The sequence below is a fragment of the Dermatophilaceae bacterium Soc4.6 genome, assembly GCA_039889245.1.
Taxonomy (GTDB): Bacteria; Actinomycetota; Actinomycetes; order Actinomycetales; family Dermatophilaceae; genus Lapillicoccus.
The window spans coordinates 2,798,753-2,824,141 of record JAZGVH010000002.1 but is presented as its reverse complement, the minus strand read 5'-3'; the positions used below and the strand labels follow the sequence as shown (position 1 = coordinate 2,824,141).

Here is a 25,389-nt window from a genome sequence, read left to right as displayed (position 1 = left end):
GGACTCAGACCGTGACGGACCCGGTCTCGACGTCCAGCGTGATCTCGACCCGGCCGCCGAGGGCCTTGCTGATCACGCAGTCGCTCCGCGCGCCCTCGGCCAGCTCACGGAACCGCTCGTCGGTCAGCCCCTCGGCCCCACCGCGCAGGGTGATGGCACTGCGTACGACGCGGAGACCCCCCTCGGGATCGGAGCCGAGAGTGATGTCGACGCGCACCCCCAGGGTGGTCGGCGTGCCACCAGCCTGGGTGATCATCCACGCGAGGTGGATCGCGTAGCAGGAGGAGTGGGAGGCGGCGAGGAACTCCTCGGGGCCGGCCATGCCGTCGGCGTCGTCGGCCAGGCGACCGGCGACCGTGACGTAGTCGGGGCTGTCGGAGTCGACCTCGACGACGCCCTGCCCCCGCTCGAGCGTGCCGGTCCACAGGGTGTGCGCGGTACGCGTGGGCATCGGTCCTCCTCGAGCGCGACGTGGCCTGAGCTGACCTGCCGTCGCGGGCTGCGGTGACCACCGGGGTCGGGGTGGACACCACCAGTGAAGCAGCCCACCGCGGAACGTGCCGCCGATCCCGGCCTCACAGGAAGCTCACGGCCGGCGGATGGCACACTGCGAGCACTGCCGCCGGTGAGAGGACCACGATGAGCAGGTCACCCAAGGCCGCACGCCCGAAGGGCCCGGAGCCCACCCTCGTCGCCGCCGGGGTGAGCAAGTCGGTCGACGACCTGCCCCTGCTGGCCCCCGTCAGCGTCTCGGTCGCCCCCGGCCAGTGCCTCGTCCTGCGCGGGGAGAACGGCAGCGGCAAGACCACCCTCATGCGGCTGCTGTCGGGCACGACCGAGCCGACGACCGGCACGGTCACGCTGCAGGGGCGCACGGTCGACGAGCGCGACCCGACCTGCCGCCGCGCGCTCGCGTCCCTCGTCGGGGCACCGACGTCCTACCGCGACCTGACGCTCGTCGACCACCTCGTGCTCGTCGACGCGACCTGGGGGCGCGGCGACGGTGCCGATGAGCGGGCGCTCGCGCTGCTGGCCTCGCTCGAGATCGACCACCTCGACGACCGCTTCCCCCACGAGCTGTCGTCGGGCCAGCAGCAGCTCTTCCACCTCGCCCTCGTGCTCGGCCGACCCAGCGAGGTCCTGCTGCTCGACGAGCCCGAGCAGCGCCTCGACACCCACAAGCGGGCCCTGCTCGGTCACCTGCTCGTCGGGCGCAAGCAGCAGGGCACCTCCCTCGTCGTGGCCTGCCACGACCCCGAGCTGACCGAGGCGATCGCCGACCGGGTCGTCGACATCGAGCCGGCGTGAGCGAGGCCGACGCCACCACCGACCGGCGCAGGCTCGCCGCTGCGCGCCGCGTCATCACCGGCGAGGAGCACCAGGGCGAGGGCAACGCCGTCTACGTGGTCTACGTCGCGGTCATCATCGCCGGCGCCTACGGCGTGCCCGCCTCGCAGCAGCTGTTCCGCTTTCTCGACCCCCAGTGGATGGCCGACCACCTCTCGGGGGGCCGCGGGCTCGTCGCCGGGCTCGTGCTGGTCGTCGCCCTGCTCGCCCTCGCGGTGCGGGCCGGTGCCGTGCGCGGCCCGGTCGTGCCCGAGCTGCCCTATCTCGACCACGTCGCGTCGAGCCCGCTCGACCGCTACGTGGTGCTGCGTCGCTGGTGGCGCCTGGGCCTGACCGGAGGTCTGGTCGGCGGCCTGCTCACCGGTCTCGTCGTCGGCGCGGGCCTGGCCATCGCCCAGGTCACCGGGCCCGTCGTGCTCCTGCCCGCCGTGGCCCTCGGCCTCGTCATCGGCCTGCTGGTGACCGGGGCGTGGCTGCACGGCCAGGTGCACGCCGCCCTCACGGCCGACCGCGGCCGCGGCGGTGGCGTCCACCCCCTCGCCGGCCTCGACGTGTTCCTGCGGGGCGGCCCGGCCCTGCGCGGGCTGCGCCTGCCGGCCCTTCGCGCCCAGTCCGCCAGGTCGGTGACCATCGGCGGGGGGGTCCTGGCGGGCGACCTGCGCGCCGTCCGCCTCGAGGTCGCCTCGCCCACGACCCGCGCGCGCCGCACGCGGCTGCGGGCCCACGGACCGGTGCTCACCCTCGTGCTGCGCGACGTGCTCGGCCTGCGCCGCGCCCCCGGCGCGCTGGTGACGGGGGTCGTGCTGTCGGGCACGGCGGCCTACGGGCTGGCGCATGCCGCGACCCCGGGCGTGCCGAGCGTCGTCGCGCTCGCCGCGCTGCTCGTCGGCTACCTCGGCATCGGGCAGTGGTGCGAGGGGCTGCGGATGCAGGGTGACAACGCCGGCACCCCGCCCCTCATCGGCCTGAGCGCCCGCACCGAGGCGCTCGCGCACCTCGTCGCGCCGACCGCCCTGTATGCCGTCACGGCGCTCGCCGTCGGCGCCGCGGCGTCGGTGTCGGGCGGGGTGGCTGCGCTCGGCGTCGCGTGGGCCGTCGTCATGGTCGCGCCGCTGCTCGGCGGGCAGCTCATGGCCGCCTTCCGTGGGCTGCCGCCGGCAGCGGTCTTCGCGCCCGGACGAGGCATCGGCACGACCGCGCTGTGGTACTCCGTGCCGCTGCTGTCCCCCGCCGTCGTCGGCACGGCGGTGACCGCGATGCTCACCTCGAGCGCTCTGCGGACGCAGGCCCCGGTCGCGCTGGTGCTCGGCGGCTACCTTCTCCTGACGTGGGGCCTGCGCCGGGTGCGGACCCTCACCGACGCCCACCGGAGCTGAGCCGCGGCCGGTCCACCGCCTGGGCACCCTCTAGATTCGTGAGCGTGACGACCATCAACGCGCTGCGGCACCCCCAGGTCCTCTTCCGGGGCTTCGACGCCGACGACCCCCGGCTGCAGCGGATGCGGGAGCTGGCCGGGGCCTCGCACGTCATGCCGGGCGACAGCCTCGACGGGCTGCGGGCCGCCGACTGGGACGTGCTCGTGGTCGAGGGGGTGGAGCTGCCCCCGGCGATCCCCGAGAGCGTGCGCGTCATCGCCTTCGACAGCCCCGGCATGGGGCGGATGCCCGGGCACCAGGCGACGATGCAGTTCTCCGGACGCCAGCCCAGCCCGACCATGCACGTCAACCCCGACCTGCCCCCGGTCCTGCACGACCTGCTGGCCCGGGAGGCCGTGCCGTGGCTGGCGAGCCAGCCGGCGCGCCCCTACCTGCAGGAGGTCGCCAGGCCGCGACCGTCCTACGGGTTCTCCTTCCCCGGACGCGACCTCGGTGAGGGGGCGACGAGCACCTGCCTGCCCCTGGTCACCGACACCGACGGGCACCTGCTCGTGGGCGCCTTCCCGCGGGCGCGGGGTGGCTGGTGCTGGGCAGTGCCCTACCGCTCCGAGCGTCCCGAGCGGTGGCTGGCCGCAGCGCTCGAGTCGTGGCGCGCCGACGACGAGACCCGCTTCACCCGCCGCGACCCGTGGCTCGCCCGCGAGCGGTGGTCCACCCCGAAGGAACGGGCGGCCCGGGCCGAGCTGGCGGCGCTGCGCACGCGACGGGACAAGATGATGGAGTACCTCGAGGAGCAGGAGCAGGCCCTGGAGGCCGCGGTGCAGGCCGCTGCCGAGGAGGCCGAGCAGGGCGCCCGCCGGCTCCTCACCCGCGCCGGCGGCGACCTGGTCGAGGCCACCGTGGCCGGCTTCACCGATCTCGGCTTCGCCGTGGCCGGCGTCGACGAGGGACGGGTGGTCGACGGGGTGCGCGTCGTCGAGGACTTCAGCCTCACCGCCCCCGAGGAGCCGCAGCAGCACGTCCTGCTCGACGTCGTGGGCTACGCCGGTCCGGCCGAGCTCACCGACCTCGTCATGGTGGCCGAGCACGCGGCCCGGCACCTGCGGCGCGAGGGCACGATGCCGCACCGGCAGTGGCTGGTGGTCAACCAGTTCCTCGACATCGAGCCCGACGAGCGTCCCGGCCTCGTGTGGGCCGGCCCGGAGGACATCGCCTCCTTCGCCCACCGAGGCGGGCTGGTCATCGACACCCGCGAGCTGTTCCGGCTCCTCGACGCGGTCGCCAGCGCCCGCCTGTCGGCGCAGGACGCCCGGGCGGTGCTCGCCGACCAGCAGGGTGTGTTCAGTGCCCCCGACAACTGACACCGCGGGCGACTGACGCCGCGGGCACTCGGGTGGCCCGGGGGGACACGGGGGCAGACGAAGACACCCCACGTACCTGGAAGAGCCCACCTGCCCTTGCTGCATTCCTGCCCTGGGGGAGTTCGGTGAGGTACCACCACGCGGGGTGCCGGGCTCAAGCATAGCCCGACCCTGCGGGGCGCTCGTCCGCCCCACCCGCCGGCACCAGCGGCGGCGGGCGCACGCCGTTGACGTGCGGCGGCACCCGCCGCTCCACCGCGAGCGCGAGCACGGCGACGAGGGCGCACCCGCCGACGAGCAGGCCGATGTAGGCCGTGGCCCAGCCCCGCCCGATGAGCAGCCCGGCGACGGGCGGGCCCACCACCGAGGCGAGCTGCCAGGCGATGCTCATCAGCGCGTTGTAGCGGCCCCGCAGGTGGTCGGGAGCGAGGTCGTTGACCATCGCCGGAGCGGTGGGCTGGTAGAGGGTCTCGCCGAGACCGAAGACCGACAGGCACGCCCCGAAGAGCAGGGCCCCCAGCAGTGACCCCGACGCGAGACCGGACGCGCCGAGCGCCAGGAAGGCCACCACCCAGATCCCGCTCATCAGCACCAGCAGCCGGGTGCGTCGGCGTCCCTCGATGCGTTGCAGAACCAGCAGCTGGAGCACGACGATGACCAGGGTGTTGGCGGCGAACGCCCACCCCAGCACCTGGGTGGAGATCTGCGCCTGCGCCCGCCCGAAGGCCGGTATGCCGGTGCTCAGCTGCCCGTAGCCGACGAACGACGCGACGAAGGTCAGCAACAGCACCGGGGCCACCGACCGGTCCCGCAGCAGCGCGAGGTAGGTCGTGCCGCCCGCGGGCTCAGCATCCAGCGGCCGGCTCGGACGAGGCACCCGCCCGGAGACGTGCCGCAGCGGCCCCAGCAGGATCGCCAGCGGGGCCAGGTAGGTCGCGGCGTCGAGCAGGTAGATCGCGACAAAGGACCCCGGCCGGTGGACGTCGACGAAGAGCCCGCCGAGCACGCCCCCGACGCCGATGCCGAGGTTGAGCAGGGTGAAGTTGACGCCGAAGTAGCGCTGCCGCTGCCCGCTCGGCACGACGACCGCGACGAGGGCGTTGATGGCCGGCCACACGACCCCGCCGGAGAGCCCGAGCAGCACCATCGCCACGGCCGCCCGCACCGGGGTCCCGGCGGTCGCGAGCACCACCTGCGCCGCGACCTGGCCGAGCAGCGAGGCGATCACCACGCCCCGGGCGCCGATCCGGTCGATGACGATGCCGGCCGGGCCCACGACCAGCAGCCCCACGACCGCAGGGATCGCGAGCAGCAGTCCCACCTGGCCGAGCGGGAAGCCGCGCACCTCGTGCAGGTAGACCACCGAGAAGGGCAGCACCAGGCCGTTGCCCACGAAGTCGACGATCACGGTCGAGAGCAGCCACTTGCCCGGTCGCGGCAGGTCGTGCCAGAAGGCCGAGAGGGGGACCGGGGGTGGACTGCTCACCCCCGCAGTCTGGGGGGGACCACCGACACCGGCCACCCGATTACGGCCGCACCGTCCTGCTCCGGTAGCCTCCTCGACGGAGGATTCGCATAGTGGCCTAGTGCGCACGCTTGGAAAGCGTGTTGAGTGAAAGCTCTCAGGGGTTCAAATCCCCTATCCTCCGCCAGCAGGTCCTCACGAGGGCGGCTCCGCCGTGCGGAGCCGCCCTCGTCTGTGCTGGCATGGAGCCATGCGCCCACACCTGCTCGCCACCGCCGCCGTCGGGGCCGCCCTGATCGGGGGGTGCGGCAGCGCCACCACGGCGACCACCACCTCGGCCACCTCGGCCACCTCCGCCACCTCCGCACCGGCCCCCTCCCCGGAGGGCGTGTTTCCCGTGGTGCTCGCGCGCACCGGCGGCATCGCCGGGTTCGCCGACCGCCTCACGGTGGCGGCCGACGGCCGTGCGGAGCCCTCCACGAAGCGCGGCCGGGGGGCGCCGTGTCGTCTGACCGCCGGCGCCCTGCGGCGCCTGGAGCAGGCGGTCACGCTGCTGGCTGCCGCGCCGTCTCCCTCACCCACGAGCTCGGCGCGGGTCAGCGACGAGCTCGTCACGACGGTGCAGACACCCGCCTCCCGGCAGACCCTGCGGCTGACCGATGCCCCCCGGGGCACGGCGAGCGTGGTCGGCGAGCTGCTCACCGAGGTCGGGGCCGACCCCGCCTCGCGCACCCTCTGCCCACCCGGCTGACCCGGCTGACCCGGCTGACCCGGCTGACCCGGCTGACCGACGACCGTTCCACGACGACGAGGCCGGTCGCCACCCCAGCGGTGGCGACCGGCCTCGATCGTGGGGGCTGCCCAGAGGTCAGCAGGGGTCAGCTGGCGACCGACGTGTCGTCGACGACGAAGCTGGTCTGCAGCGACGAGTCCTCGGTCATGAGGAACTTGACCGTGACCGACTGCCCGGCGAAGGCCGCGAGCGAGTAGCTCTTCTGGGTGTAGGTCGCGTTGGTCCCGACGTTGCTGAAGGTCGCCAGGGTCGTGGTGGTGGCGCCCGAGACGACCTGCACCTTCATCGTGTCGTAGGCGGTGGTGCCGCTCTCGGACGTGTCGGTGCGCAGCCAGAACGACAGGGCCGGCGCGCCGGTCGACGGCACCGTGACCGTCTGCTGGCCCGACTCGGTGGTCGTCCGCCCGTTGCCTCCGAGCCACAGCTTCCACGAGCCGGTGTGAGCCGGCCGGGAGGTGCTGCTGGTGATGGAGCCGGTCGTCGCGCTCCAGCTGACGTTGCCCGACTCGAAACCGGGGTTCAGCAGGAGGTTGGTGCCGGTCCCACCCGTGGCCGCGCAGGCCTCCGTACCGGCGGGGACGCCGATGGCGGAGAACGAGGCCGCGATGTTGGTGCACACGGTCGGGTCGCTGGCGTAGAGGTCCTTGGCCGACCTGATCGCGCCGTTGCGGGCGGCGGCATAGTTGCTGCTCGAGGTCAGGTAGGTCGACAGCGTGCGGTACCAGATCTTCTCGGCCTTGTCGCGACCGACGGCGGTGACGGTGGAGGCGTTGCAGGTCGGGCTGTTGTAGGCGACGCCGTTGATCGTCTTGGCGCCCGAGCCCTCCGAGGCGAGGTAGAACCAGTGGTTGAGCGGGCCGGAGGAGTAGTGCGGGTTGAGGCTGCCGAGGGTGCTGCTCCAGCAGTCCTTCGACGCCCCGTCCTTGCTCGGCTTGTCCATGTAGCGCAGGGGGGTGCCGTTGCCGTTGATGTTGATCAGCTCGCCGATGGTGTAGTCCGGTACGTCGTTGGGGTTGTTGGCGTAGAACTCGACCGCAGTGCCGAAGATGTCGGAGGTCGCCTCGTTGAGGCCCCCTGCGTCACCCGTGTAGCCCAGGCCAGCGGTGTTCTCCGTGACACCGTGCGACATCTCGTGGCCGGCGACGTCGAGCTCGACCAGCGGGTGGGTGTTGCCCGCTCCGTCGCCGTAGGTCATCTGGGTGCTGTCCCAGAAGGCGTTCGAGTAGTTGTCGCCGTAGTGCACGCGCGAGCGCACGCCGAGGCCGGTGTTGTAGATGCCGGCGCGGCCCAGCACCGTGTTGTAGAAGTCGTAGGTCTTCCCGGCGCCGTAGTGGGCGTCGACCGCGGCCGAGGCGCGGTCGCTGATCGCGCTGTTGCCCCAGACGTCGTCGGCATCCGTGAAGGTGGTGCCGGTGCCCGTGGTGGCGCCCCGCAGGTCGGAGGCGAAGTTCCCGTGGACGTCCCTCATGGTGAAGCTGGGCGCCGATCCGGTCGTGCCGAGCGGCACGGTGCCGACGAAGATGCCCTTGCCGGTGCCCTCCTTGATGTCGTCCCAGCTCGTCAGGGTCCGGCCCGTGCGGGCGTCCACGACGGTGTGCAGCCGGGTCGGCGTCTGGTCGGGCTTGATGCCCTCCGTGACGACGTCGTAGGCCAGCACCGGGGTGGCGGCGGCGGCGTAGACCACGAGCTCACCGCGGGGGGTCTTCGCCTCGCGCAGACCCCTGGCCGAGACCTTCGCGACCGCTGCCGCGGTGGCCAGCGTCGGCGTGATCGAGGCGACGGCGACCGTGCCCGAGGCGTTCCAGGTCACGTTGCGCACGGCTCCCGCGCTGTCCTCGTGGGCGACCAGGTCTCCCCCGATGACCCGCAGCCCGTCGAAGGTGCGGTTGTAGCGCACGTGCGTCGCCCCGTCGGCGTCGCGGATGACGTCCTTGACCACGAGCCTCTCGCCCGCCGACAGGCCCAGGGCCCTTCCCTGCTGGGTGACCCGTGCCTGCGCGGCGCCCATGAGGGTGGCGCGGTCGGGGCGCGGCGCGCCGGCGCCCAGCGCGGTCGGTGCGGCGAGCGCTGGCACGAGGGCGGCAGCAGCGACGGTCGCGACCGCGGTCAGACCCGTGACGAGGTGTTTCACGAAGGCTCCTTCGAGGGGGACAGGGACCGGCAGGGTGGCGGCCCGGACTGCCCTGAATGTGTCGGCCCCCCGGCCTCTCGTCAATGCCCTTGGTGAGGTCTTGAAGGAATGCGGGGTGATTCCGGTGCAGACCCGGGTCAGGGGGTGACGGGGGCGCCCTGCGGAACGAACGACTCGGGCAGGCTCGGCGGCGCCGCATCCGTGACCTCGAGCACCCGGCGCAGACGCAGCGCCGCAAGCAGGGCCAGGACGCTCACGACCACGTGGATCCCGACGAAGACGCCGCCGTGACCGGTGCCGAGGGCCACGGCCGCCAGCAGCGGACCGGCGGCCGAGACGCCCGTCTGCAGGGCCGCGAGCAGGCCCAGGGTCGTGCCCGCCGTGCCGGCCGGGGCGTGGGCGGCGGTGAGCGGCCCCAGCAGCGGCGCGAAGAGCGTCTCGCCGACGGCGAAGATGCCGAAGGTCGTCACGAAGAGGGTCGCGGCGAGCTCCGGGGTGACGCTCGCCACGGCGAGCAGCCCCCAGCAGGCGAGCCAGATGACCCCCACAGCGGCGAGCATCGAGGCGGGCCGGCGGCCGGCGGTCAGCCGGACGACGAGCATCTGCAGGGCGACGATGACCAGGCAGTTGACGGCGGCGGCCAGGCCGATCGTCTGCTCGGGCACCCGCAGCACGGTCAGGGCGAAGGCCGGCAGCCCCGACTCGAACTGCGCGTAGAAACCGAGCGAGATGGCGACGGTCACGACCGCGATCCAGCGCAGGGCCGGCACGGCGAGGACGGCGCGCAGGGCGGCGCCGGTCGAGGCGGGCGAGTCGGATGGGTCGCGGTCGGGCTCGCCCGGGCCCCCGAGGTCGGCGGGCTCGGCGGGCACGGCGGCGCCCAGACCGCGCCCGGCGAGAGCGAGCAGGCCTGCGGAGAGCACGAACCCGCCGGCGGCGAGCGCGAACGCCCCCTGCATACCGTCGAGCCGGTGGAGATCAACGCTCTGCGCGGCGACGAGGGCGCCGAGCGCCATGCCGACCGACGAGCCCGTGAAGGCCCAGGCGAAGACGGTGCGGCGGTCGGCCGCACCCGACCAGCGCAGCAGCAGCACCGACTGGGCCGGCTGGGCGGCCGTGATGCCGAGACCGAGCACGGTCATGCCCACGAGGAAGGCGACCGGGCTGTCGGCCAGCAGCAGCACGACGCCGGCCACGGCTGCGACCAGCTTGGCCGCCACGGCCACGCGCACCGGGGGGTGCCGGTCGGCGAGACGGCCACCGAGCGGCGCCGAGACCAGCGCGGCGACGGAGAAGAGGCTGGACGCGAGAGCCGCCACGAGGGTGCCCCATCCGCGCGTCTGCGCGGCGTAGGCGTACTGGTAGGGCAGCACCGCCCCCCACCCGAGCATCCCGACCGACCCGGCGAGGACGACGGCAACCGGACGACGCTTCATCCCTCTGACCTACGACTTTCCGATCACCACACGTGTGCGCAGCAAGACTTGCTACAGCAATACTTCGACGTCGAAATATTACCATGAGAAGATTCACCACGTGAGAGCCGCGAGCAGCCAGGGCGAGATCATCACGAGCAGCGAGTACTACCGCGCCGCCGTCGCGTCGTACGTCGCTGCCGGGGGGGAGGAGACCGTGCAGCGCGTGGTCACCGCCATCCACGCCCTCCACCGGCGGCTCAACCAGTGGTACGACGCCCAGATGGTCGACCTGCACCTCAGCCAGGGCGAGTGGACCGTCCTGTCGAGCCTGGCCATGGCGGCGGAGGGGACGGCCCTCACCCCCTCTGCCCTGGCCGAGGCAGCGAGCGTGGCCCCGTCGTCGATGACCCACCGCCTCGACCGCATGACCGCGCGCGGGCTGGTGTCGCGCGAGACCGACCCAGCCAACCGCACCCGTGTCCTCGTGCGGCTGACGACCGACGGGTGGGAGCTGTTCACCGAGGTCGTCCGCGGTTCCGACCTCGTGGAGACCGACGTGCTGAGCGCGCTGTCCGGCGACGAGCGCGCCCAGCTCGCGGGGCTGCTGGAGCGGGTGGTCAGCGGCCTCGACGCCCACCTCGCCGAGTGAGTCCGGGGCCGGGGCGGGGTCACCGCGCGGCTAGGAGACGAGCGCCGGAGCCAGCCCCCCGGCCATCTCGGTGACCTCGGTGACCTCGGTGACCTCGGTGGCCCCGGTGGCCCCGGTGGCGAGGAGAGCGGCGAGGGCGGCGGCGAGGATCCCGCCGTGCTGCAGGAGGGCCGAGCGGGCGGCCGTGACCGGCACATCGGCCAGCAGGCACAGCAGGGCCGGCTTGAGCTCGCCGTCGGCAGCCCGCAGGGCGGCGCGGGCGGAGACGTCGTCGACGCCCGCCGCCTCGCAGAGGATGCGCACCACCCGCCCCCGGAGCTTGGCGTTGGTGGCGACGACGTCGACCATCAGGTTGCCGAAGGTGTGGCCGAGCCGCACCATGACGGCGGTCGAGAAGCCGTTGAGCACGAGCTTCTGGGCCGTGCCGGCCTTCAGCCGCGTCGACCCGGTGACGACCTCGGCCCCGGTGTCGGGGGCGATCAGGTGGTCGGCGAGCCAGGCCAGCTCGGCCCGCGGGTTGGCCGTCACCAGGGCAGTGAGGGCGCCGCGCTCGCGTGCCACCTCGAGGGCCCCCTGCACGTAGGGAGTCCTGCCCGAGGCCGTCAGCGCGACGACGACGTCGTGCTGGGCCACCCCGGCCAGGGCCAGCCGCCCGGCCTCGAGGTCGTCCTCGACCCCCTCGACGGCGTCGACGAGGGCCTCGTGGCCGCCGGCGTGGTGGGCGAGGACCACACCCGGAGGCACGTTGAACGTGGGGCGCAGCTCGGCGGCGTCGAGCACGGCGAGCCGCCCCGACGTGCCGGCCCCGACGTAGTGCACCGACCCGCCGGCGCGGATGCGCTCGACCGTCGCGTCGACGAGGCGCGCCAGCTCGGGAAGGGTCGGCGCGACGGCCGGGGCCACCTGCGCGTCGGCCTGGTTGAGCAGGGTCAGGATCTCGAGGGCCGACCCGCGGTCGAGGTCGTGCGACGCGGTGTTGCGTTCCTCGGTGGGCGCGCTGACTGTCACCTCGTCCACCTCGCCCACCTCCTGGTATCCCTCCCTGAGGTTAGTTTCTGTCTGCCAGGCCCGTCAATGAGGTCAATGCATTACCTCGGGCAGCGGACTGTCCGCAGCATGGACTGCTTCGGTCAGTCGACCCGGCGTCAGTCGACCCGGTGCCCAGCCACCGCGGCGCGGGTCTCGGCGACGGCCGCCTGCACCCGGGCCAGGTCACGGTGGGCCACCGCGATGTAGAGGCAGTCGATCACGGTGAGCGCCGCGATGCGGCTGGCCGTGGCGCCGGAGCGCATCGGCATCTCCCGTGCGGCCGTCAGGAGCACGATGTCGGCGTCGCGAGCCAGCCGTGAGAGCGGGAAGTTGGTCAGGGCCACGGTCGTGGCCCCGCGGGACTTGGCGGCGGCGATCGCCTCGACGGTCTCACGGGTCGTGCCCGAGTGCGAGATGCCGATGGCCACGTCACCGGCGCGCAGGAGCGCCGCGCTGGTCAGGCAGATGTGCGGGTCGTTCCACGCGAAGGACACGACCCCGATGCGGTGCAGCTTCTGCTGCGCGTCGGCGCCGACGGTGGCGCTGGCCCCGACGCCGTAGATGTCGACCCGGCTGGCCCCCGCGATCGCATCGGCCGCCCGCTCGAGGGCCAACCGGTCGAGCTGGGCCGCGGTCTCCTCCACCGCGCTGGCGTCGACGAAGGCGACCTTCACGATGATGTCGTCGATCGAGTCGCCCTCGTGGATGTCGGTGTCGGCCACGACTCGCGAGCGGGGCTGGGCCGACTCCGCGGCGAGCGCGAGGCGCAGCTGCGGGTAGCCGGGCAGGCCGAGCCGCTTGCAGAAGCGCAGGACGGTCGTCTCCGAGGTGGAGGCCTGGACGGCGAGCTCGCTGATGGTCAGGGCCGCCGTGGCTCGCGCGTCAGCGAGGACGCAGACCGCGACGCGGTCCTCGGCGGGAGACAGGGACGGCCGCAGCCCCCGCAGGCGCACGAGCAGGCCGGCCGGCGACTCCGGGGTCTGGCCAGGCAGCGTCCGGTCGTCGATGGAGGAGGACATGCAGGTCAACCTAGCGGCGTCGAGCACTGCTGGTCCGGCGAATGAGGTCGACGAGTTTCCTCGTCGCCAGCATTCGAGGCGAAAGGACTAGGCCTTGATCTCTCTCGCTCAGCGACCGCGGCGGGCCGTCCCGAAGAGGCTGCGGGTGATCTCGCGGCCGAGCACGGTGCCCGCCGAGCGCACCATCGAGCGGAAGGCCGACGACTTCACCACCTGCTCCACCATCGACGGCGTCTCCTTCGCGGGGCGCTGGGACCGCGCGGGCGCGGGCGCCGGAGCAGCCGGCGCCGGGGCATCCTGCGGTGCGGCGGCCGAGTCGGCCTGCGGCTCGGGCGCGGTCTGCAGCCGGGCCCGGAGCATCTCGTAGGCCGACTGCGGGTCGACCGCCACGGCATACCGCTGCAGGGGGGAGGCGGCGACGATGGCCGCCAGCACGGCCTCGGGCGCCGGGGCCATCAGCGACTGGGGTGCGCGCATACGGGTCCAGGCGACCGGGGTCGGCGCCCCCCGCTCGGACAGCACGGTGACGACGGCCTCACCGGTGCCGAGGGTCGTCAGCAGCTCACCGAGGTCGTAGGCGCTCTTGGGGTAGGTCGAGACCGCCGCCTTGAGGGCCTTCGCGTCGTCGGGGGTGAAGGCGCGCAGGGCGTGCTGCACGCGGTTGCCGAGCTGCGCGAGCACGTCGGAGGGCACGTCCTTGGGCGACTGGGTGACGAAGAAGATGCCCACGCCCTTGGACCGGATCAGCCGGACGGTCTGCGAGATGGCGTCGAGGAAGTCCTTGCTCGCGTCGCTGAAGAGCAGGTGGGCCTCGTCGAAGAAGAAGACGAGCTTGGGCTTGTCGAGGTCGCCCACCTCGGGCAGCTCGTGGAAGAGGTCGGCGAGCATCCACATGAGGAAGGTGGAGAAGAGCGCCGGCCGGTCCTGCACGGAGGGCAGCTCGAGCGCGGTGATGATTCCCCGGCCGTCGGGGGCCGTGCGCAGCAGCTCGGCGGTGTTGAACTCGGTCTCACCGAAGAAGGCCTCCGCCCCCTGGTCGGCGAAGCCGATGAGCTCGCGCAGGATCACCCCGGCCGTGGCCGCCGACAGCCCACCGAGCTCCTTGAGGTCAGCCTTGCCCTCGGCGCTCGTGAGGAACTGCACGACCTCACGCAGGTCCTTGAGGTCCACCAGCGGCAGCCCGTGCTTGTCGGCGTAGTGGAAGACGAGCCCGAGACTCGACTCCTGCGTGGCGTTGAGGCCGAGCACCTTGCTCAGCAGCACCGGCCCGAAGGAGGTGACGGTCGCGCGGACCGGGATGCCCGTGCCGATGCCGCCGAGCGACAGCAGCTCGACCGGGAAGGCCGCGCCCACCCACTGCTGGCCGACGTCGGCCGCGCGCGCGGCCGTGCGGGCGCTCGGCTCCCCCGCCGCCGCGAGGCCCGACAGGTCGCCCTTGATGTCGGCCAGGAAGACGGGCACCCCCTGCGCCGAGAGCTGCTCGGCCATCAGCTGCAGGGTCTTGGTCTTGCCCGTGCCGGTCGCACCGGCCACGAGGCCGTGGCGGTTGAGCACGCCGAGGGGGATGCGCACCGGCGCCGTCGGGAAGGCCGCGCCGTCGAGCACTGCCGCCCCGAAGTCGAGCGAGGGCCCGGCGAACGCGTAGCCCGCGGCGATCTGCGCCACCTGGTCGGGTAGCGCCGTGGCGGGGAGGACCACCGCGTCCTGCGGGGTCGAGGAGGCGGGAGGCATCGGCGCGTCAGTCACGATTCGAACTCTAGTCAGGGCGTCGGCCCGAGGGGGCCGGATGCCGTCCCTAGACTGCGGCGGTGATCTTCAAGGCCGTCGGCGACTCCCGCCCCTATCCCGACCACGGCCTCGTCACGACGCGTGACTGGTCGGACGTCGCCCCCCGGATGGTGCGGCTGCAGGACCTCGTGACGACCAAGCGCAACCTCGACCTCGACATGCTGCTGGCCGAGGACTCCACCTTCTACGGAGACCTCTTTGCCCACGTCGTCGACTGGCGGGGCGACCTCTACCTCGAGGACGGGCTGCACCGGGCCCTGCGGGCCGCCCTCCAGCAGCGAGCCACGCTGCACGCCCGCGTTCTCGTGCTTGACTGACCCCTGACCCGGCGGGTGACCCCGCCCCGCGAGAGGAGCCGTCATGAGCTACGTCGTCGAGTCGGCGTCGTCCCGACGTGCCCGCCGGCGGCGCCGGACGGCCATCACCCTCCTGGTCGTCGTGGCCATGCTCGTGGGCGCGTTCTACGTCGCGTCGTCCTACCGCAACACGCCCGATGCGGCCGCCGGGGCGTCGGGCTGTCCTCCCTCGAGCACCACGGCGACGGCGACCGGCAAGACCACCGGGACGGCGAAGTCGAAGCCGGTCAGCAAGGCCCCCACCCCGGGCCAGATCACGGTCAACGTCTACAACGCCACGAGCCGCAGCGGCCTCGCGGGTGACACCGCCAGGGCGGTGAAGGCCCGCGGGTTCGTCGTCGGGAAGGTGTCCAACGACCCGTTGAAGAAGACGCTCACCAGCCCCGGCGAGCTCCGCTACGGCAAGAGCGGGGCGGCGGCCGCGGCTGTGGCCAAGGGCCTGCTGCCCAGCGCGAAGTCGGTGGTCGACGGTCGGGCCGACGCCTCCGTCGACCTCGTGCTCGGCAACGCCTACACGGCGCTCGCGGCACCCAGGCCGGGCGCTGCCGCCGTTACCCCGGGCTGCTGACCCCGGCCCTCGACGCGATCACGTCGACGGCGAACTCGTAGCCCTGCACCCCACAGCCGACGATGACGGCGGCGGCGATGTCGCTGAGGTAGGAGTGGTGGCGGAAGGGCTCGCGGGCGTGCACGTTGCTCACGTGCACCTCCACCAGCGGCCCTGCAGCGAGCACCAGCGCGTCCCGCAGCGCGATCGACGTGTGCGTGTAGGCACCGGCGTTGACCACGATGCCCGCGCTGCCCCGCAGCTCCTGCGCCCAGGTGACCAGCTCACCCTCGTGGTTGCTCTGGCGCGCGTCCACCTCGAAGCCGAGCGCGTCCGCCCGGACGCGACACCGCCGCACCACGTCGTCGAGGGTGTCGAGCCCGTAGACCTCGGGTTGTCGGGTGCCGAGGAGGTTGAGGTTGGGGCCGTTGAGCACGGCGATCACGGGCCTGGACACAGGGGGAGCCTAGCCGCACGCAGGAGCCCGAGACGGATCTCGCTGTACCGCTTCACTCGTCATCAGCCCCCCCACGACCCCTCCCACTACGGGTCTGTCGCCCGAGTGGTCGTCGTCCTGGGGCGTCGGGGGCCTGCGAACACGCGGCCTACACGGAGTCGGAGCTGACCGCCCTGCGCTACCTGCCCGGGGTGGGTCTCGTCCTCGACGACAGCGCCGGGGTCGGTGCCGCGATCGACGGGGGTAACGCGGAAGCCGCTCTGCTGCAAAGGGTCGAGCGTGCCCACGTCGACTGGTCGCAGGAGCCGGTGGCGCGCCGCATCTTGCTGCGCTTCCACTCCTCGCCGCTGGAGATCCGGGGTGCGAGCCGCGCCACGGGAGTGGCCCTCGACGCCTTCACCCTCGAGACCCCGCTCGTGGTCACCTCGATCGGCCGCCGCGGACGAGCCCTGCCCGGCCTGCCCTTCGACGAGGCCCGCGGCACGGTGCCGCACTCCGGCGGTCGGGTCGTCGACCCGGCGACCGGTCAGACCCAGCCGGGGATGTATGTCGCGGGCTGGATCAAGCGGGGCTTCGCCAGCGGCATCGGCGCCAACCGCTTCGACGTCGAGGAGACCGTCGACGCCCTCGTCGAGGACGCGGCAGCCGGCGCCGCAAGCTCCTGGGCCTGACCTGCCCCCCAAGTCGACGTGTGGCGTTCCAGGCCCCGAACTGGGGCCCACAGAGCCCAGAAACGGTGCCCTGGACGCAACTAGTCGGGAAGTCGGAGGGTCGGTGAGCATGATGAGGGGGTGACCACTCCCCCCCCGCTCGCGGTCGCCTCGTGGCGACGCGAGGTCCACGCCCTGTACGCCGCCGTCCGCGACGAGCGCGACCCGGCCACCGCCCACGCGGCCTGGGTCGCGGGCCGCGAGGCCCTCTTCGCCACCCACCCCGCCTCGGCGCGGCAGCCGGGTCAGGAGCTGCGGCACGCGGCCTACGACCCGGCGTTCCGCTTCGTGCTGCCGGTGCAGGCGGCGGGCCCGCAGTCGTGGGCACCGCAGACCGGCAGCGACGGCGCCGTGCCCTTCGAGCGGACCGGGCGGCTCGAGCTGCCGGGGCTCGGCGGGCTCGACATGTGGTGGCTGGGGTCCTACGGCGGCGGGATCTTCGTGCCCCTGCGCGACGCGACGGCAGGACCGACGACCTACGGGGCCGGGCGCTACCTGCTCGACACGGTCAAGGGAGCCGACCTCGGCCGGGTCGGCGACGACTGGGTGGTCGACCTCAACTTCGCCTACAACCCCTCGTGCGCCTACGACCCGGCGTGGGCCTGCCCCCTCGCGCCGGCCGGCAACCGCCTGAGCGCGGCGGTACCGGTGGGCGAGCTGCTGCCCACGCACGCACCCTGACCCGAGCACCGTTGCGGGGCAACGCCGGAGAGGCGTCAGTCGGTGCGGGCGAGGGTCGCGCGCGCCTGGCGCAGCACCGGCTCGTCGACCATCCGCCCCTCGTGGCGGAACACGCCCTTCTCGGTGGCCGCGGCGGCGAGCACGGCCCGCGCCCGGTCGACCATCTCGGCCGTCGGCGCAAAGGACGCACGGATGACGCCGACGTGGCTCGGGTGGATGCACGCCTTCGCGCCGAAGCCCACGTCGACGGCCTCGAGCGACTCGCGGCGCAGGCCGGCGAGGTCGCCGATGTCGAGGTGCACGCCGTCGACCGCCGTCTTGCCGGCGGCCCCGGCGGCGAGCAGCACTGACAGCCGGGCGTGCTCGACCACCGGGTGGTATCGCCCGTCGTCGCCGCGGCTGCGTCGTCCACCCAGGTCGGCGACGAGATCTTCCCCGCCCCACATGATGGCCTCGCACGCGGGGTGCGCCGCGATCTGCTCGGCGTGCAGCACCCCGGCCGCGGTCTCGCACAGGGCGAGCACCCGCAGCCCCTCGAGCCGGTCGAGGTCATCAGCGCGAGTAGCCTTGGGCAGCATCACGTGCTGGTGCCCGGCGCGGCGCAGCATGGCCAGGTCGTCGGCGAACCACGCTGTGCCAGTGGCGTTCACGCGGACGAAGACCTGCTCCTCGAGCGCCGGCAGCGCCGCCTCGACAGCGGCGCGAGCCGCCTCCTTGTCGGCCGGCGCGACGGCATCCTCCAGGTCGAGGATCACGGTGTCGGCGCGCTCGAGCGCCTTGGCGAAGCGCTCCGGTCGGTCGCCGGGGCAGAAGAGCAGAGCGGGCCCGAAAGGGTGTGGTCCCAAGGGGTCCGGCGCTCCATACGTCGTCATGCGTGGGCCGGGGTCATGCGCCCGCCGGCGCGCGGCGCATCATCGCCGAGCGCTCCGCGACGGCGACGACCACCCCGTGCTGGTTGCGGGCCGTGTGCTCGAAGACGACGATCCCGACCTCCGGGCGCGAGCGCGACTCCCGCTTCGACAGCACGACCGTGCTGCCCGCGAGCGTGTCGCCCCCGAAGACCGGGGCGGGGAAGGTGACGCGGCCGAAGCCGAGGTTGGCGACCGTCGTGCCGAGGGTGAGGTGGCCGACCGACAGGCCGACGAGGGTCGACAGGGTCAGCATCGAGTTGACCAGCCGCCTGCCGTACTCGCCCTCGGCACCCGCCACCGCGTCGAGGTGCAGCGCAGCGGGGTTCAGCGTCAGCATGCTGAAGATGCCGTTCTCGGCGTCCTCCACCGTCTTGCCCGGGGCGTGCACGTAGCGCACACCCTCCTGCAGCTCGTCGTAGTAGAGGCCACGCTGCGCCACCACCGGCAGGCTCATCGGATCAGGTCGGGAACGTGCGTCGTCGCTCATTCCCGCACGCTATCGCCGATCGCCTCGACGACCTCGGCCGCCAGGCGGCCGAGCTCGGCCTGCTCCGCGCGGGTCAGGGCCCCGGAATGGACCGACCGCACGTGCCGCACGAGGTCGGGAGCCGCGTCCTCGATCGCGCGAAGCCCCGGCTCCAGGAGGATCGCGACGGTCATCCGGCCGTGGGAGGGCACGGGCTCCCGGCGGACGGATGAAGCCCTTGCCCTCCAGGCGACGGGCGAGGTGCGACAGCCGTGACAGCGAGCCGTTGGCCAGCATCGCCAGCTCACTCGTCCGCGCGGTGCCGTCGGGTCGCTCGGAAGGCACCCCGAGGACGGAGTCCTCGAAGAGACTCAGGTCGGCGTCGCGGCCCTCGTCGGGGTTGGGCCACACCTGAACACCTGCCCTGGACAGCCCGCAGAAGCCGGTCGCACCACCCACTCAGCCACTCCGGCCCCAGGCAACGACGAAACCCCCCGCCGAGCGACCTCAAACGGTCGCCCACGAGGGGTTTCGTCACCCACAGGACCTCACGTTTCGTCAAGGTCCCCTGGCGGTGGCGGTGGGATTTGAACCCACGGTGGAATTGCTTCCACACACGCTTTCGAGGCGTGCTCCTTAGGCCGCTCGGACACGCCACCGCCGAGCAGGTTACCGGAGTCGACGGGCCGCGAAGAAATCGAGCAGCAGCTGCGCGCACTCGGCCTCCCGCACGGAGCCCACGACCTCGACCGTGTGGTTCGCCCGGCGGTCGCGCACGAGGTCCCAGACCGAGCCGCACGCACCGGCCTTCGGGTCCCACGCGCCGAGCACGAGGGTCGGCACCCGCGCCAACAGCACGGCCCCGGCACACATGGGGCACGGCTCCAGCGTCACGACCAGCGTGCACCCGGTGAGCCGCCACGACCCCGTGTGCCGCGCCGCCGCCCGCAGCGCCACCACCTCGGCGTGCGCGGTGGGGTCGGTGTCGGCCTCACGTCGGTTACCGCCCTCCCCCACCACGTCGCCCTGCGCCGAGACGACGACCGCGCCGACGGGCACGTCACCGGCCGCACCGGCGCGGGCGGCGAGCTCGAGCGCCCGACCCATCCAGGCGGCATACCGGGGGTCGTGGGGCAGTCCGTCGGAGCCGACCGGCAGGTTGGCGCCGGCGCCGCTCGGCGCAGGCGACGACGCGGGCAACGTGGGCGACACGCGACCACGATACGTTTTCCTCATGCGCGTGCACGTCGCCGACCACCGACTCATCACCCACAAGCTGACCTACCTGCGCGACGAGCGCACCGACTCCCCCACCTTCCGGCGGCTCGTCGAAGAGCTGGTCACCCTCCTGGCGTACGAAGCGACGCGCGAGGTGCGCGTCGAGCCCTTCGACATCGTCACCCCGGTGGCCCCGACGACGGGTATCAAGCTGGCCAACCCCAAGCCGCTGGTCGTGCCCATCCTGCGCGCAGGGCTGGGCATGCTCGACGGGATGGTGCGCATCCTGCCCTCGGCCGAGGTCGGCTTCCTCGGCATGATGCGCAACGAGGAGACGCTCGAGGCGGTGACCTACGCCAACCGGCTGCCCGACGACCTCTCGGGGCGGCAGTGCTACGTGCTCGACCCGATGCTCGCGACCGGCGGCACCCTGGCGATGGCCATCCGCTACCTCGTCGACCGGGGCGCCACCGACATCACCGCGATCACGCTGCTCGCGGCCCCCGAGGGCATCGCGCACCTCGAGAGCGAGCTCGCCGGCCTCGAGACCCCGGTGACGCTGGTCACCGGCGCCGTCGACGAGAAGCTCAACGAGCTCGGCTACATCGTGCCCGGCCTGGGTGACGCAGGCGACCGGCTCTACGGATTGGTCTGAGCCCGGGGGCGCGGCATCCCCACCACAGTCGCCCCTTCTGTCACACTGGTCACTGGGCTATGGGGAGGCCCTCCCACACGTCGGAGGAGAGATCGTGCTCGAGCGCGTCAAGCAGGTCGGAGGGTGGCTCCTCATCGGCTTCCTCATCTACGCCGTGGTCAAGTCACCGACGCAGGCGGCCGACATCGTGCGCACGTCCGTCGACGTGATCATGCAGGGCGTGCAGGCCATCTTCACCTTCTTCAACGCCCTGATGAGCTAGTCGACCCCGTGGTGCGCGGCCCGAGCTATGAGCGCTACCTCATCGCCGACGAACGCCACTTCATCGCCGCGCACCGCCACTGGGGCGTGCTCGCGGTGCCGGTGTCCCGATGGGTCGGGGCGCTCGTCCTGGCCGTGTGGGCCGGCCTCGTCGCCCCTGACGGTGCTGGACCGGTCACCAACGCCCTGTGGTGGGTCTTCTTCGGGGTGACCGGCTGGCTGCTCTGGGACGTGATCCAGTGGCGCCTCGAGTGGTTCGTCGTCACCAACAAGCGCATGTTCGTCACCAAGGGCGCCTTCAGCAAGATCGTGCCCATGATGCCGATGACCAAGGTCACCGACCTGACCTACGTCCGCCCGCTCCTGGGTCGGGTCTTCGGCTTCGGGGAGTTCGTGCTGGAGAGCGCCGGCCAGGACCAGGCGCTGCGCGAGATCCGCTGGATCAAGGACCCCGACGAGACCTACCTCGCCATCTGCACCGAGCTCTTCGGCAGCCCTGACGACGACGCACCGCGCCGGACGGTCCGAGAGGCTGACGACGACGCTGACGACGAGGCCGATGACGCCGCCACCGACGACGCCGACGAGGGCTGGGCCCAGGAGTGGCTGACGCAGGAGCCGTGGGAGCCCGAGGCCGATCCCGCGCCGCGACCCCTCCCCTCCGCGGTCTCGCGGGAGGGCGACTTCTCTCGCCCGGTGCCGATCACCCCGGGTCGCCCCGCCCACGAGGAGCACCGCTACGACGCCTCGCACGAGGTCTACGAGCCGTGGCAGCCCGACCCCACCCGGGCCAGCGACCCGTATGCCAGTGAGAGCGCCGAGGGTGAGTCGCTCTACGCCAGCGACGACCTCGCCCGGCGGCACACCGACGACACCGGCCCGGTCGGCCGCGACGACGACTGACGTCGGCTCAGTGGGCTGCGCGCCCCCCGCACCTCCTCCTCAGAGCGCGCGGATGATGTCCTCGACCCGGTCCTTCGCGTCGCCGAAGAGCATCGCGGCGTTGTCGCGGAAGAAGAGCGGGTTCTGCACACCGGCGTAGCCGGAGGCCATGGAGCGTTTGAAGACGACGACGTTCTTCGCGTGCCAGACCTCGAGCACGGGCATCCCGGCGATGGGTGAGCCCGGGTCCTCCTCGGCGGCGGGGTTGACGGTGTCGTTGGCGCCGATGACGAGCACGACGTCGGTGTCGGCGAAGTCGTCGTTGACCTCGTCCATCTCGAGGACGATGTCGTAGGGGACCTTGGCCTCGGCGAGGAGCACGTTCATGTGCCCGGGCAGCCGGCCCGCGACGGGGTGGATGCCGAACCGGACCGTGATGCCGCGCTCACGCAGCGTGGCGGTGAGGGCTGCGACGGGGTACTGCGCCTGGGCGACGGCCATGCCGTAGCCCGGGGTGATGACGACCGTGGTGGCCTCCCGCAGCAGCTCGGCGACCTCGGCCGCCGAGGTCTCGCGGTGCTCGCCGTAGTCGGTGGCCCCACCGGTAGGGGCCTCGATGCCGAAGCCGCCGGCGATGACGGAGATGAACGAGCGGTTCATCGCCTGGCACATGATGTAGGACAGGTAGGCACCGGAGGAGCCGACGAGGGCGCCGGTCACGATGAGCAGGTTGTTGTCGAGCAGGAATCCCGACGCCGCGGCCGCCCACCCGGAGTAGCTGTTGAGCATCGACACGACGACCGGCATGTCGCCGCCGCCGATCGAGGCCACGAGGTGCCAGCCCAGCGCGAGGGCGACGACCGTGACCGCGATCAGCAGCCCGAGGGAGGGTCGGGCCACGAACCACGCGGTCAGGCCCACGAACCCGGCGAGGGCTCCGAGGTTGAGCAGGTTCTTGCCCGGCAGCATGAGCGGCGCGGAGCTGATCCGGGCCGACAGCTTGAGGAAGGCCACGATCGAGCCGGTGAAGGTGACCGCGCCGATGAAGACGCCGACGAAGACCTCGCCGTGGTGCACCCCGAGCAGCGACCCCGTCAGGGGGGTGTCCTCGAGGTAGCCGTTCCACCCCACGAGCACCGCGGCGAGCCCGACGAAGCTGTGCAGCAGCGCGATGAGCTCGGGCATGCCGGTCATCTCGACGACGCGGGCCCGCCAGAGCCCGATGGCCCCGCCGACGAGGACCGCGACCGCGAGCAGGGTCAGCCCGAGCCCGCTCGGGTGCTGCAGCAGCAGCGCGAGGGTCGCGGCGACCGCGACGGCCATCCCGAGGATGCCGTAGGTCACGCCGCGGCGGGAGGTCTCGTGCCGGCTGAGGCCGGCGAGGCTGAGGATGAAGGCGATCGCGGCGACGAGGTAGGCGGCGAAGGTGGCGCTCTGCGTGGTCATCGCGCAGCTCATCCTCTCGAGAACATGCTGAGCATGCGACGGGTCACGGCGAAGCCGCCGGCGACGTTGATGCTGACCAGCAGCACGGCCACGGCCGCGAGCAGCTGCACGACCAGCTGGGCCGACCCGATCTGCAGCATCGCGCCGACCAGGATCACCCCGGAGATCGCGTTGGTCACCGACATCAGCGGTGTGTGCAGGGCGTGGGAGACGTTGCCGATGACGTAGAACCCGATCACCACCGACAGCGTCAGCACGGTCAGGTGCTCCCCGAGCTGGCCGGGCGCGAAAGCCGTGGCGGCGAAGAGCACGAGCGCGGCGATCCCGAGACCGGTCCACTGCCTGGTCGGGGACGCCGGCGGCTTCACCTCCTTGACCGGCCGGGCCGCCACGGGAGTCGCAGCCGGGGCCGCGGAGACCTGCACCGGCGGCGGAGGCCACATCAGCTCACCCTCGCGCACGACCGTCATCCCCCGCTGGACGACGTCGTCGAGATCGAGCACGACCTGGCCGTCCTTGCCGGGGGTCAGCAGCTTGAGCAGGTTGACGAGGTTCTGCGCGAAGAGGTTCGACGCCTGCGTCGGCAGCCGGCCCGGCAGGTCGGTGTAGCCGATGACCTTCACCCCGTTGTCGCTGGTCACGACCTGCCCCGCCACCGACAGCTCGCAGTTGCCGCCGTTCGCTGCGGCCATGTCGACGATGACACTGCCCGGCTTCATCGACGCCACCATCTGCGCCGTGATCAGCAGCGGCGCCGGACGCCCCGGGATCAACGCGGTCGTCACGATGATGTCGACGTCCTTCGCCTGCGCGGCGTACAACGCCGCGGCACGGGCGTTGAAGTCGTCACTGGTCACCGTGGCGTACCCGTCGGCCGACGCCTGCTGCTCAGCCTCCGTGCGCTCGACCTGCAGGAACGTCGCACCCATCGACTCGACCTGCTCACCCGCCTCCACCCGCGCGTCGAACGCGCGGACCACCGCCCCGAGGCTGCCCGCCGTGCCGATCGCCGCGAGACCCGCAACGCCCGCACCGATGACGAGGACCTTCGCCGGCGGCACCTTCCCCGCCGCGGTGACCTGACCGGTGAAGAGGCTGCCGAACTCGTGCGCCGCCTCGATCACCGCGCGGTAGCCGCCGATCCCCGCCATCGACGACAACACATCCAGGGCCTGCGCCCGGCTGATCCGGGGCACCGCATCCATCGCCAGAACCGTCACCGGTCGCGCCGCGAGCTTGGCCACCAGGTCAGGCTTCAGCGCCGGGCTGATCAGGGACGCCAGCAACGCGCCGTCGCGGAGCATCGCGATCTCGGCGTCATCCGGCGCATTGATCTTCACGACGACGTCACTGCCCCACACGGCATCCAGGTCGGCCGCCCTCACCACCGCCGCACCCGCCGCGGCGTACGCCTCATCAGGGAACGACGCGAGCCGGCCCGCGCCCGCCTCCACCACCACCTCATAGCCCAAACCGATCAGCTTCTCCACCGACGCAGGCGTCGCCGCCACCCTGGTCTCACCCGGGGAGGTCTCACGGGGCACTCCGATACGCATGCGCGAAACCTAGACGCTCGGGAGCCTGGGCGGAAACTCTGCGCTCCTCGCCGCCGCGTGTCGGTGCTCACACACCTCGCGACGGGTACCCCGGGCAAGACTGAAGGCCCGCGAGACTCGGGGCTCATCGCGGGCCTTCAGGGTTCTTGGGAGCCCCGGAGGGTTCTGAGGGAGGTGAGGTACCTCCCGGCAGCGACTGTTGATGTCGCAACCACTTCAGAGTAGCCCCAGCACGCGGCAACTGTCCCGTGAATCGTCGAGATCGACCACCGGTGTGTCGCCGGTCTCGGCATCGGCCGGCCAGCCACCGGCGACCTCGACCGTGCCGTCGAGCCGGACCGCGCGCAGCGGCAGTCCCACCGACCAGGACCCGTCACCCCCACCAGGGTGGTCGAGCAGCCTCGTCGCAACCGCCCGAGCGGTGACGCAGTCGGCGGCGACCACGGTCACTGCACGCCACCGGGCCCGGCCCGGAACGGCGACCGTCGCGAGGGCGAGCCCGGTCGGGACGGCGATTACGCTGGCCGGCCCACCATCGACGTCCTGCACGAGCACGTCCCACCCGGAGTCGGCCGACGCGCCCGCGGGCCCCGCGGTGGAGATGTCACCGCCGAGGCTGACGAGGGTGCCGACCCCGAGCCTGGACGCGACGACCTGCGCGCAGCGGTCCGCGGCCCGGGGTCGGCCGTCAGCCGTGAGGTCCATGCCCGCGAGCACGTCGTCGACCAGCCTCCTCGCCGGCCGCAGCGCCCCCGGCTCTGCGGTCACGACCCGCACGAGCGTCGAGCACCGGCTCCACTCGGATGCCGGTCCGTGCAGCTCGAGGGGCAGGTCGAGCGGGTAGCGGGCCGCGGCGGGCATGGTCAT

General features: G+C 72.7%; 27 protein-coding genes, 2 tRNA genes and 1 other RNA gene. 13 read left to right on the top strand and 17 right to left on the bottom strand.

What is annotated here, in order from left to right; all coding sequences use genetic code 11:
• Positions 1–4 precede the first annotated feature (4 nt).
• Complete coding sequence (locus V3N99_13140; GenBank protein ID MEO3937685.1) at positions 5–451, bottom strand: OsmC family peroxiredoxin; 447 nt, start codon at positions 449–451, stop codon at positions 5–7.
• Positions 452–639: 188 nt separating this feature from the next.
• On the opposite strand from V3N99_13140, the gene V3N99_13135 reads away from it, so the two are divergent.
• The 3 genes from V3N99_13135 to V3N99_13125 are packed head-to-tail and all read left to right on the top strand — an operon-like array spanning position 640 to position 4,084.
• Positions 640–1,308 carry an ATP-binding cassette domain-containing protein gene (locus V3N99_13135; GenBank protein ID MEO3937684.1) on the top strand — a complete coding sequence of 223 codons (669 nt, stop codon included), beginning with the start codon at positions 640–642 and terminating at the stop codon, positions 1,306–1,308.
• Entirely contained in the window at positions 1,305–2,723 is a 1,419-nt protein-coding gene (locus V3N99_13130) for a hypothetical protein (GenBank protein ID MEO3937683.1), read from the top strand. The genes V3N99_13135 and V3N99_13130 overlap by 4 nt, the downstream gene beginning before the upstream one ends.
• Before the next feature lie 44 nt (positions 2,724–2,767).
• Positions 2,768–4,084: a hypothetical protein gene (locus tag V3N99_13125; protein ID MEO3937682.1), complete on the top strand. Its 1,317-nt coding sequence runs from the start codon at positions 2,768–2,770 to the stop codon at positions 4,082–4,084.
• Between the two features lie 56 nt (positions 4,085–4,140).
• Here the strand turns inward: V3N99_13125 and ffs are convergent.
• An RNA gene (ffs, locus tag V3N99_13120) (signal recognition particle sRNA small type) lies at positions 4,141–4,237 on the bottom strand.
• A gap of 1 nt (position 4,238) precedes the next feature.
• Positions 4,239–5,570, bottom strand: coding sequence for an MFS transporter (locus V3N99_13115; GenBank protein ID MEO3937681.1), 1,332 nt, complete (start codon positions 5,568–5,570; stop codon positions 4,239–4,241).
• A 78-nt stretch (positions 5,571–5,648) separates the two neighbouring features.
• On the opposite strand from V3N99_13115, the gene V3N99_13110 reads away from it, so the two are divergent.
• Both V3N99_13110 and V3N99_13105 read left to right on the top strand, forming a co-directional pair.
• Positions 5,649–5,736, top strand: a tRNA-Ser gene (locus tag V3N99_13110).
• A 63-nt stretch (positions 5,737–5,799) separates the two neighbouring features.
• Positions 5,800–6,300, top strand: a complete 501-nt coding sequence (locus V3N99_13105; GenBank protein ID MEO3937680.1) for a hypothetical protein — start codon at positions 5,800–5,802, stop codon at positions 6,298–6,300.
• Positions 6,301–6,427: 127 nt separating this feature from the next.
• On the opposite strand, the gene V3N99_13100 is transcribed toward V3N99_13105, so the two are convergent.
• Positions 6,428–8,473 carry a M4 family metallopeptidase gene (locus tag V3N99_13100; protein ID MEO3937679.1) on the bottom strand — a complete coding sequence of 682 codons (2,046 nt, stop codon included), beginning with the start codon at positions 8,471–8,473 and terminating at the stop codon, positions 6,428–6,430.
• A gap of 137 nt (positions 8,474–8,610) precedes the next feature.
• Complete coding sequence (locus tag V3N99_13095) at positions 8,611–9,909, bottom strand: MFS transporter (protein ID MEO3937678.1); 1,299 nt, start codon at positions 9,907–9,909, stop codon at positions 8,611–8,613.
• Positions 9,910–10,009: 100 nt separating this feature from the next.
• Here V3N99_13095 and V3N99_13090 point away from each other — a divergent pair, with 100 nt between their 5' ends.
• Positions 10,010–10,540, top strand: a complete 531-nt coding sequence (locus tag V3N99_13090) for a MarR family transcriptional regulator (GenBank protein ID MEO3937677.1) — start codon at positions 10,010–10,012, stop codon at positions 10,538–10,540.
• Between the two features lie 30 nt (positions 10,541–10,570).
• On the opposite strand, the gene murQ is transcribed toward V3N99_13090, so the two are convergent.
• The 3 genes from murQ to V3N99_13075 all read right to left on the bottom strand — a co-directional run bounded on the left by murQ (position 10,571) and on the right by V3N99_13075 (position 14,319).
• On the bottom strand, positions 10,571–11,557 hold the full coding sequence (gene murQ, locus V3N99_13085) for an N-acetylmuramic acid 6-phosphate etherase (protein ID MEO3937676.1): 987 nt from the start codon (positions 11,555–11,557) through the stop codon (positions 10,571–10,573).
• A gap of 128 nt (positions 11,558–11,685) precedes the next feature.
• A complete protein-coding gene (locus V3N99_13080; GenBank protein ID MEO3937675.1) occupies positions 11,686–12,588 on the bottom strand; it encodes a MurR/RpiR family transcriptional regulator in 903 nt (300 codons plus the stop codon).
• Positions 12,589–12,696: 108 nt separating this feature from the next.
• Positions 12,697–14,319 carry a helicase HerA-like domain-containing protein gene (locus V3N99_13075; GenBank protein ID MEO3937674.1) on the bottom strand — a complete coding sequence of 541 codons (1,623 nt, stop codon included), beginning with the start codon at positions 14,317–14,319 and terminating at the stop codon, positions 12,697–12,699.
• 77 nt (positions 14,320–14,396) lie between these two features.
• On the opposite strand from V3N99_13075, the gene V3N99_13070 reads away from it, so the two are divergent.
• Both V3N99_13070 and V3N99_13065 read left to right on the top strand, forming a co-directional pair.
• Positions 14,397–14,693 (top strand): type II toxin-antitoxin system VapB family antitoxin, encoded by a 297-nt coding sequence (locus V3N99_13070; GenBank protein ID MEO3937673.1) that lies wholly within the window; start codon positions 14,397–14,399, stop codon positions 14,691–14,693.
• Between the two features lie 43 nt (positions 14,694–14,736).
• Positions 14,737–15,300, top strand: a complete 564-nt coding sequence (locus V3N99_13065; protein ID MEO3937672.1) for a LytR C-terminal domain-containing protein — start codon at positions 14,737–14,739, stop codon at positions 15,298–15,300.
• On the opposite strand, the gene aroQ is transcribed toward V3N99_13065, so the two are convergent.
• Positions 15,284–15,736: a type II 3-dehydroquinate dehydratase gene (gene aroQ / locus V3N99_13060; GenBank protein MEO3937671.1), complete on the bottom strand. Its 453-nt coding sequence runs from the start codon at positions 15,734–15,736 to the stop codon at positions 15,284–15,286. The genes V3N99_13065 and aroQ overlap by 17 nt on opposite strands.
• 191 nt (positions 15,737–15,927) lie before the next feature.
• Here aroQ and V3N99_13055 point away from each other — a divergent pair, with 191 nt between their 5' ends.
• Positions 15,928–16,407 carry a hypothetical protein gene (locus tag V3N99_13055; GenBank protein MEO3937670.1) on the top strand — a complete coding sequence of 160 codons (480 nt, stop codon included), beginning with the start codon at positions 15,928–15,930 and terminating at the stop codon, positions 16,405–16,407.
• Between the two features lie 120 nt (positions 16,408–16,527).
• Complete coding sequence (locus V3N99_13050; GenBank protein ID MEO3937669.1) at positions 16,528–17,127, top strand: DUF1684 domain-containing protein; 600 nt, start codon at positions 16,528–16,530, stop codon at positions 17,125–17,127.
• A gap of 35 nt (positions 17,128–17,162) precedes the next feature.
• On the opposite strand, the gene V3N99_13045 is transcribed toward V3N99_13050, so the two are convergent.
• From V3N99_13045 to V3N99_13025, 5 genes are all read right to left on the bottom strand, one after another.
• Positions 17,163–17,972: a CoA ester lyase gene (locus V3N99_13045; protein ID MEO3937668.1), complete on the bottom strand. Its 810-nt coding sequence runs from the start codon at positions 17,970–17,972 to the stop codon at positions 17,163–17,165.
• Positions 17,973–18,012: 40 nt separating this feature from the next.
• Positions 18,013–18,525 carry a MaoC family dehydratase gene (locus V3N99_13040; protein ID MEO3937667.1) on the bottom strand — a complete coding sequence of 171 codons (513 nt, stop codon included), beginning with the start codon at positions 18,523–18,525 and terminating at the stop codon, positions 18,013–18,015.
• Positions 18,522–18,698, bottom strand: coding sequence for a hypothetical protein (locus tag V3N99_13035; GenBank protein MEO3937666.1), 177 nt, complete (start codon positions 18,696–18,698; stop codon positions 18,522–18,524). Before V3N99_13035 ends, V3N99_13040 begins: the two co-directional genes overlap by 4 nt.
• Positions 18,699–19,073: 375 nt before the next feature.
• Positions 19,074–19,163: transfer RNA gene (locus tag V3N99_13030), tRNA-Ser, on the bottom strand.
• A gap of 10 nt (positions 19,164–19,173) precedes the next feature.
• The gene (locus V3N99_13025) at positions 19,174–19,611 is read right to left on the bottom strand and encodes a nucleoside deaminase (GenBank protein ID MEO3937665.1); all 438 of its coding nucleotides are present in this window, start codon (positions 19,609–19,611) and stop codon (positions 19,174–19,176) included.
• Between the two features lie 127 nt (positions 19,612–19,738).
• Here V3N99_13025 and upp point away from each other — a divergent pair, with 127 nt between their 5' ends.
• The 3 genes from upp to V3N99_13010 all read left to right on the top strand — a co-directional run bounded on the left by upp (position 19,739) and on the right by V3N99_13010 (position 21,541).
• On the top strand, positions 19,739–20,377 hold the full coding sequence (upp, locus tag V3N99_13020; GenBank protein MEO3937664.1) for a uracil phosphoribosyltransferase: 639 nt from the start codon (positions 19,739–19,741) through the stop codon (positions 20,375–20,377).
• A 94-nt stretch (positions 20,378–20,471) separates the two neighbouring features.
• Positions 20,472–20,639, top strand: coding sequence for a hypothetical protein (locus tag V3N99_13015; protein ID MEO3937663.1), 168 nt, complete (start codon positions 20,472–20,474; stop codon positions 20,637–20,639).
• Positions 20,640–20,647: 8 nt separating this feature from the next.
• Complete coding sequence (locus tag V3N99_13010) at positions 20,648–21,541, top strand: PH domain-containing protein (GenBank protein MEO3937662.1); 894 nt, start codon at positions 20,648–20,650, stop codon at positions 21,539–21,541.
• A gap of 39 nt (positions 21,542–21,580) precedes the next feature.
• On the opposite strand, the gene pntB is transcribed toward V3N99_13010, so the two are convergent.
• The 3 genes from pntB to V3N99_12995 all read right to left on the bottom strand — a co-directional run bounded on the left by pntB (position 21,581) and on the right by V3N99_12995 (position 25,389).
• The gene (gene pntB / locus V3N99_13005; GenBank protein ID MEO3937661.1) at positions 21,581–22,966 is read right to left on the bottom strand and encodes a Re/Si-specific NAD(P)(+) transhydrogenase subunit beta; all 1,386 of its coding nucleotides are present in this window, start codon (positions 22,964–22,966) and stop codon (positions 21,581–21,583) included.
• An 8-nt stretch (positions 22,967–22,974) separates the two neighbouring features.
• On the bottom strand, positions 22,975–24,522 hold the full coding sequence (locus tag V3N99_13000) for a Re/Si-specific NAD(P)(+) transhydrogenase subunit alpha (GenBank protein MEO3937660.1): 1,548 nt from the start codon (positions 24,520–24,522) through the stop codon (positions 22,975–22,977).
• A 216-nt stretch (positions 24,523–24,738) separates the two neighbouring features.
• Complete coding sequence (locus V3N99_12995) at positions 24,739–25,389, bottom strand: hypothetical protein (GenBank protein ID MEO3937659.1); 651 nt, start codon at positions 25,387–25,389, stop codon at positions 24,739–24,741.

Excerpts from the sequence above, each read along its gene's own strand:
- upp (MEO3937664.1), top strand. The coding sequence starts at position 19,739 with ATGCGCGTGCACGTCGCCGACCACCGACTCATCACCCACAAGCTGACC.
- V3N99_13080 (MEO3937675.1), bottom strand. The coding sequence starts at position 12,588 with ATGTCCTCCTCCATCGACGACCGGACGCTGCCTGGCCAGACCCCGGAG.
- V3N99_13135 (MEO3937684.1), top strand. The coding sequence starts at position 640 with ATGAGCAGGTCACCCAAGGCCGCACGCCCGAAGGGCCCGGAGCCCACC.
- V3N99_13065 (MEO3937672.1), top strand. The coding sequence starts at position 14,737 with ATGAGCTACGTCGTCGAGTCGGCGTCGTCCCGACGTGCCCGCCGGCGG.
- V3N99_13000 (MEO3937660.1), bottom strand. The coding sequence starts at position 24,522 with ATGCGTATCGGAGTGCCCCGTGAGACCTCCCCGGGTGAGACCAGGGTG.
- V3N99_13140 (MEO3937685.1), bottom strand. The coding sequence starts at position 451 with ATGCCCACGCGTACCGCGCACACCCTGTGGACCGGCACGCTCGAGCGG.
- V3N99_13105 (MEO3937680.1), top strand. The coding sequence starts at position 5,800 with ATGCGCCCACACCTGCTCGCCACCGCCGCCGTCGGGGCCGCCCTGATC.
- V3N99_12995 (MEO3937659.1), bottom strand. The coding sequence starts at position 25,389 with ATGACCATGCCCGCCGCGGCCCGCTACCCGCTCGACCTGCCCCTCGAG.
- V3N99_13025 (MEO3937665.1), bottom strand. The coding sequence starts at position 19,611 with ATGGGTCGGGCGCTCGAGCTCGCCGCCCGCGCCGGTGCGGCCGGTGAC.
- V3N99_13095 (MEO3937678.1), bottom strand. The coding sequence starts at position 9,909 with ATGAAGCGTCGTCCGGTTGCCGTCGTCCTCGCCGGGTCGGTCGGGATG.
- V3N99_13040 (MEO3937667.1), bottom strand. The coding sequence starts at position 18,525 with ATGAGCGACGACGCACGTTCCCGACCTGATCCGATGAGCCTGCCGGTG.
- pntB (MEO3937661.1), bottom strand. The coding sequence starts at position 22,966 with ATGACCACGCAGAGCGCCACCTTCGCCGCCTACCTCGTCGCCGCGATC.
- V3N99_13035 (MEO3937666.1), bottom strand. The coding sequence starts at position 18,698 with ATGACCGTCGCGATCCTCCTGGAGCCGGGGCTTCGCGCGATCGAGGAC.
- V3N99_13075 (MEO3937674.1), bottom strand. The coding sequence starts at position 14,319 with ATGCCTCCCGCCTCCTCGACCCCGCAGGACGCGGTGGTCCTCCCCGCC.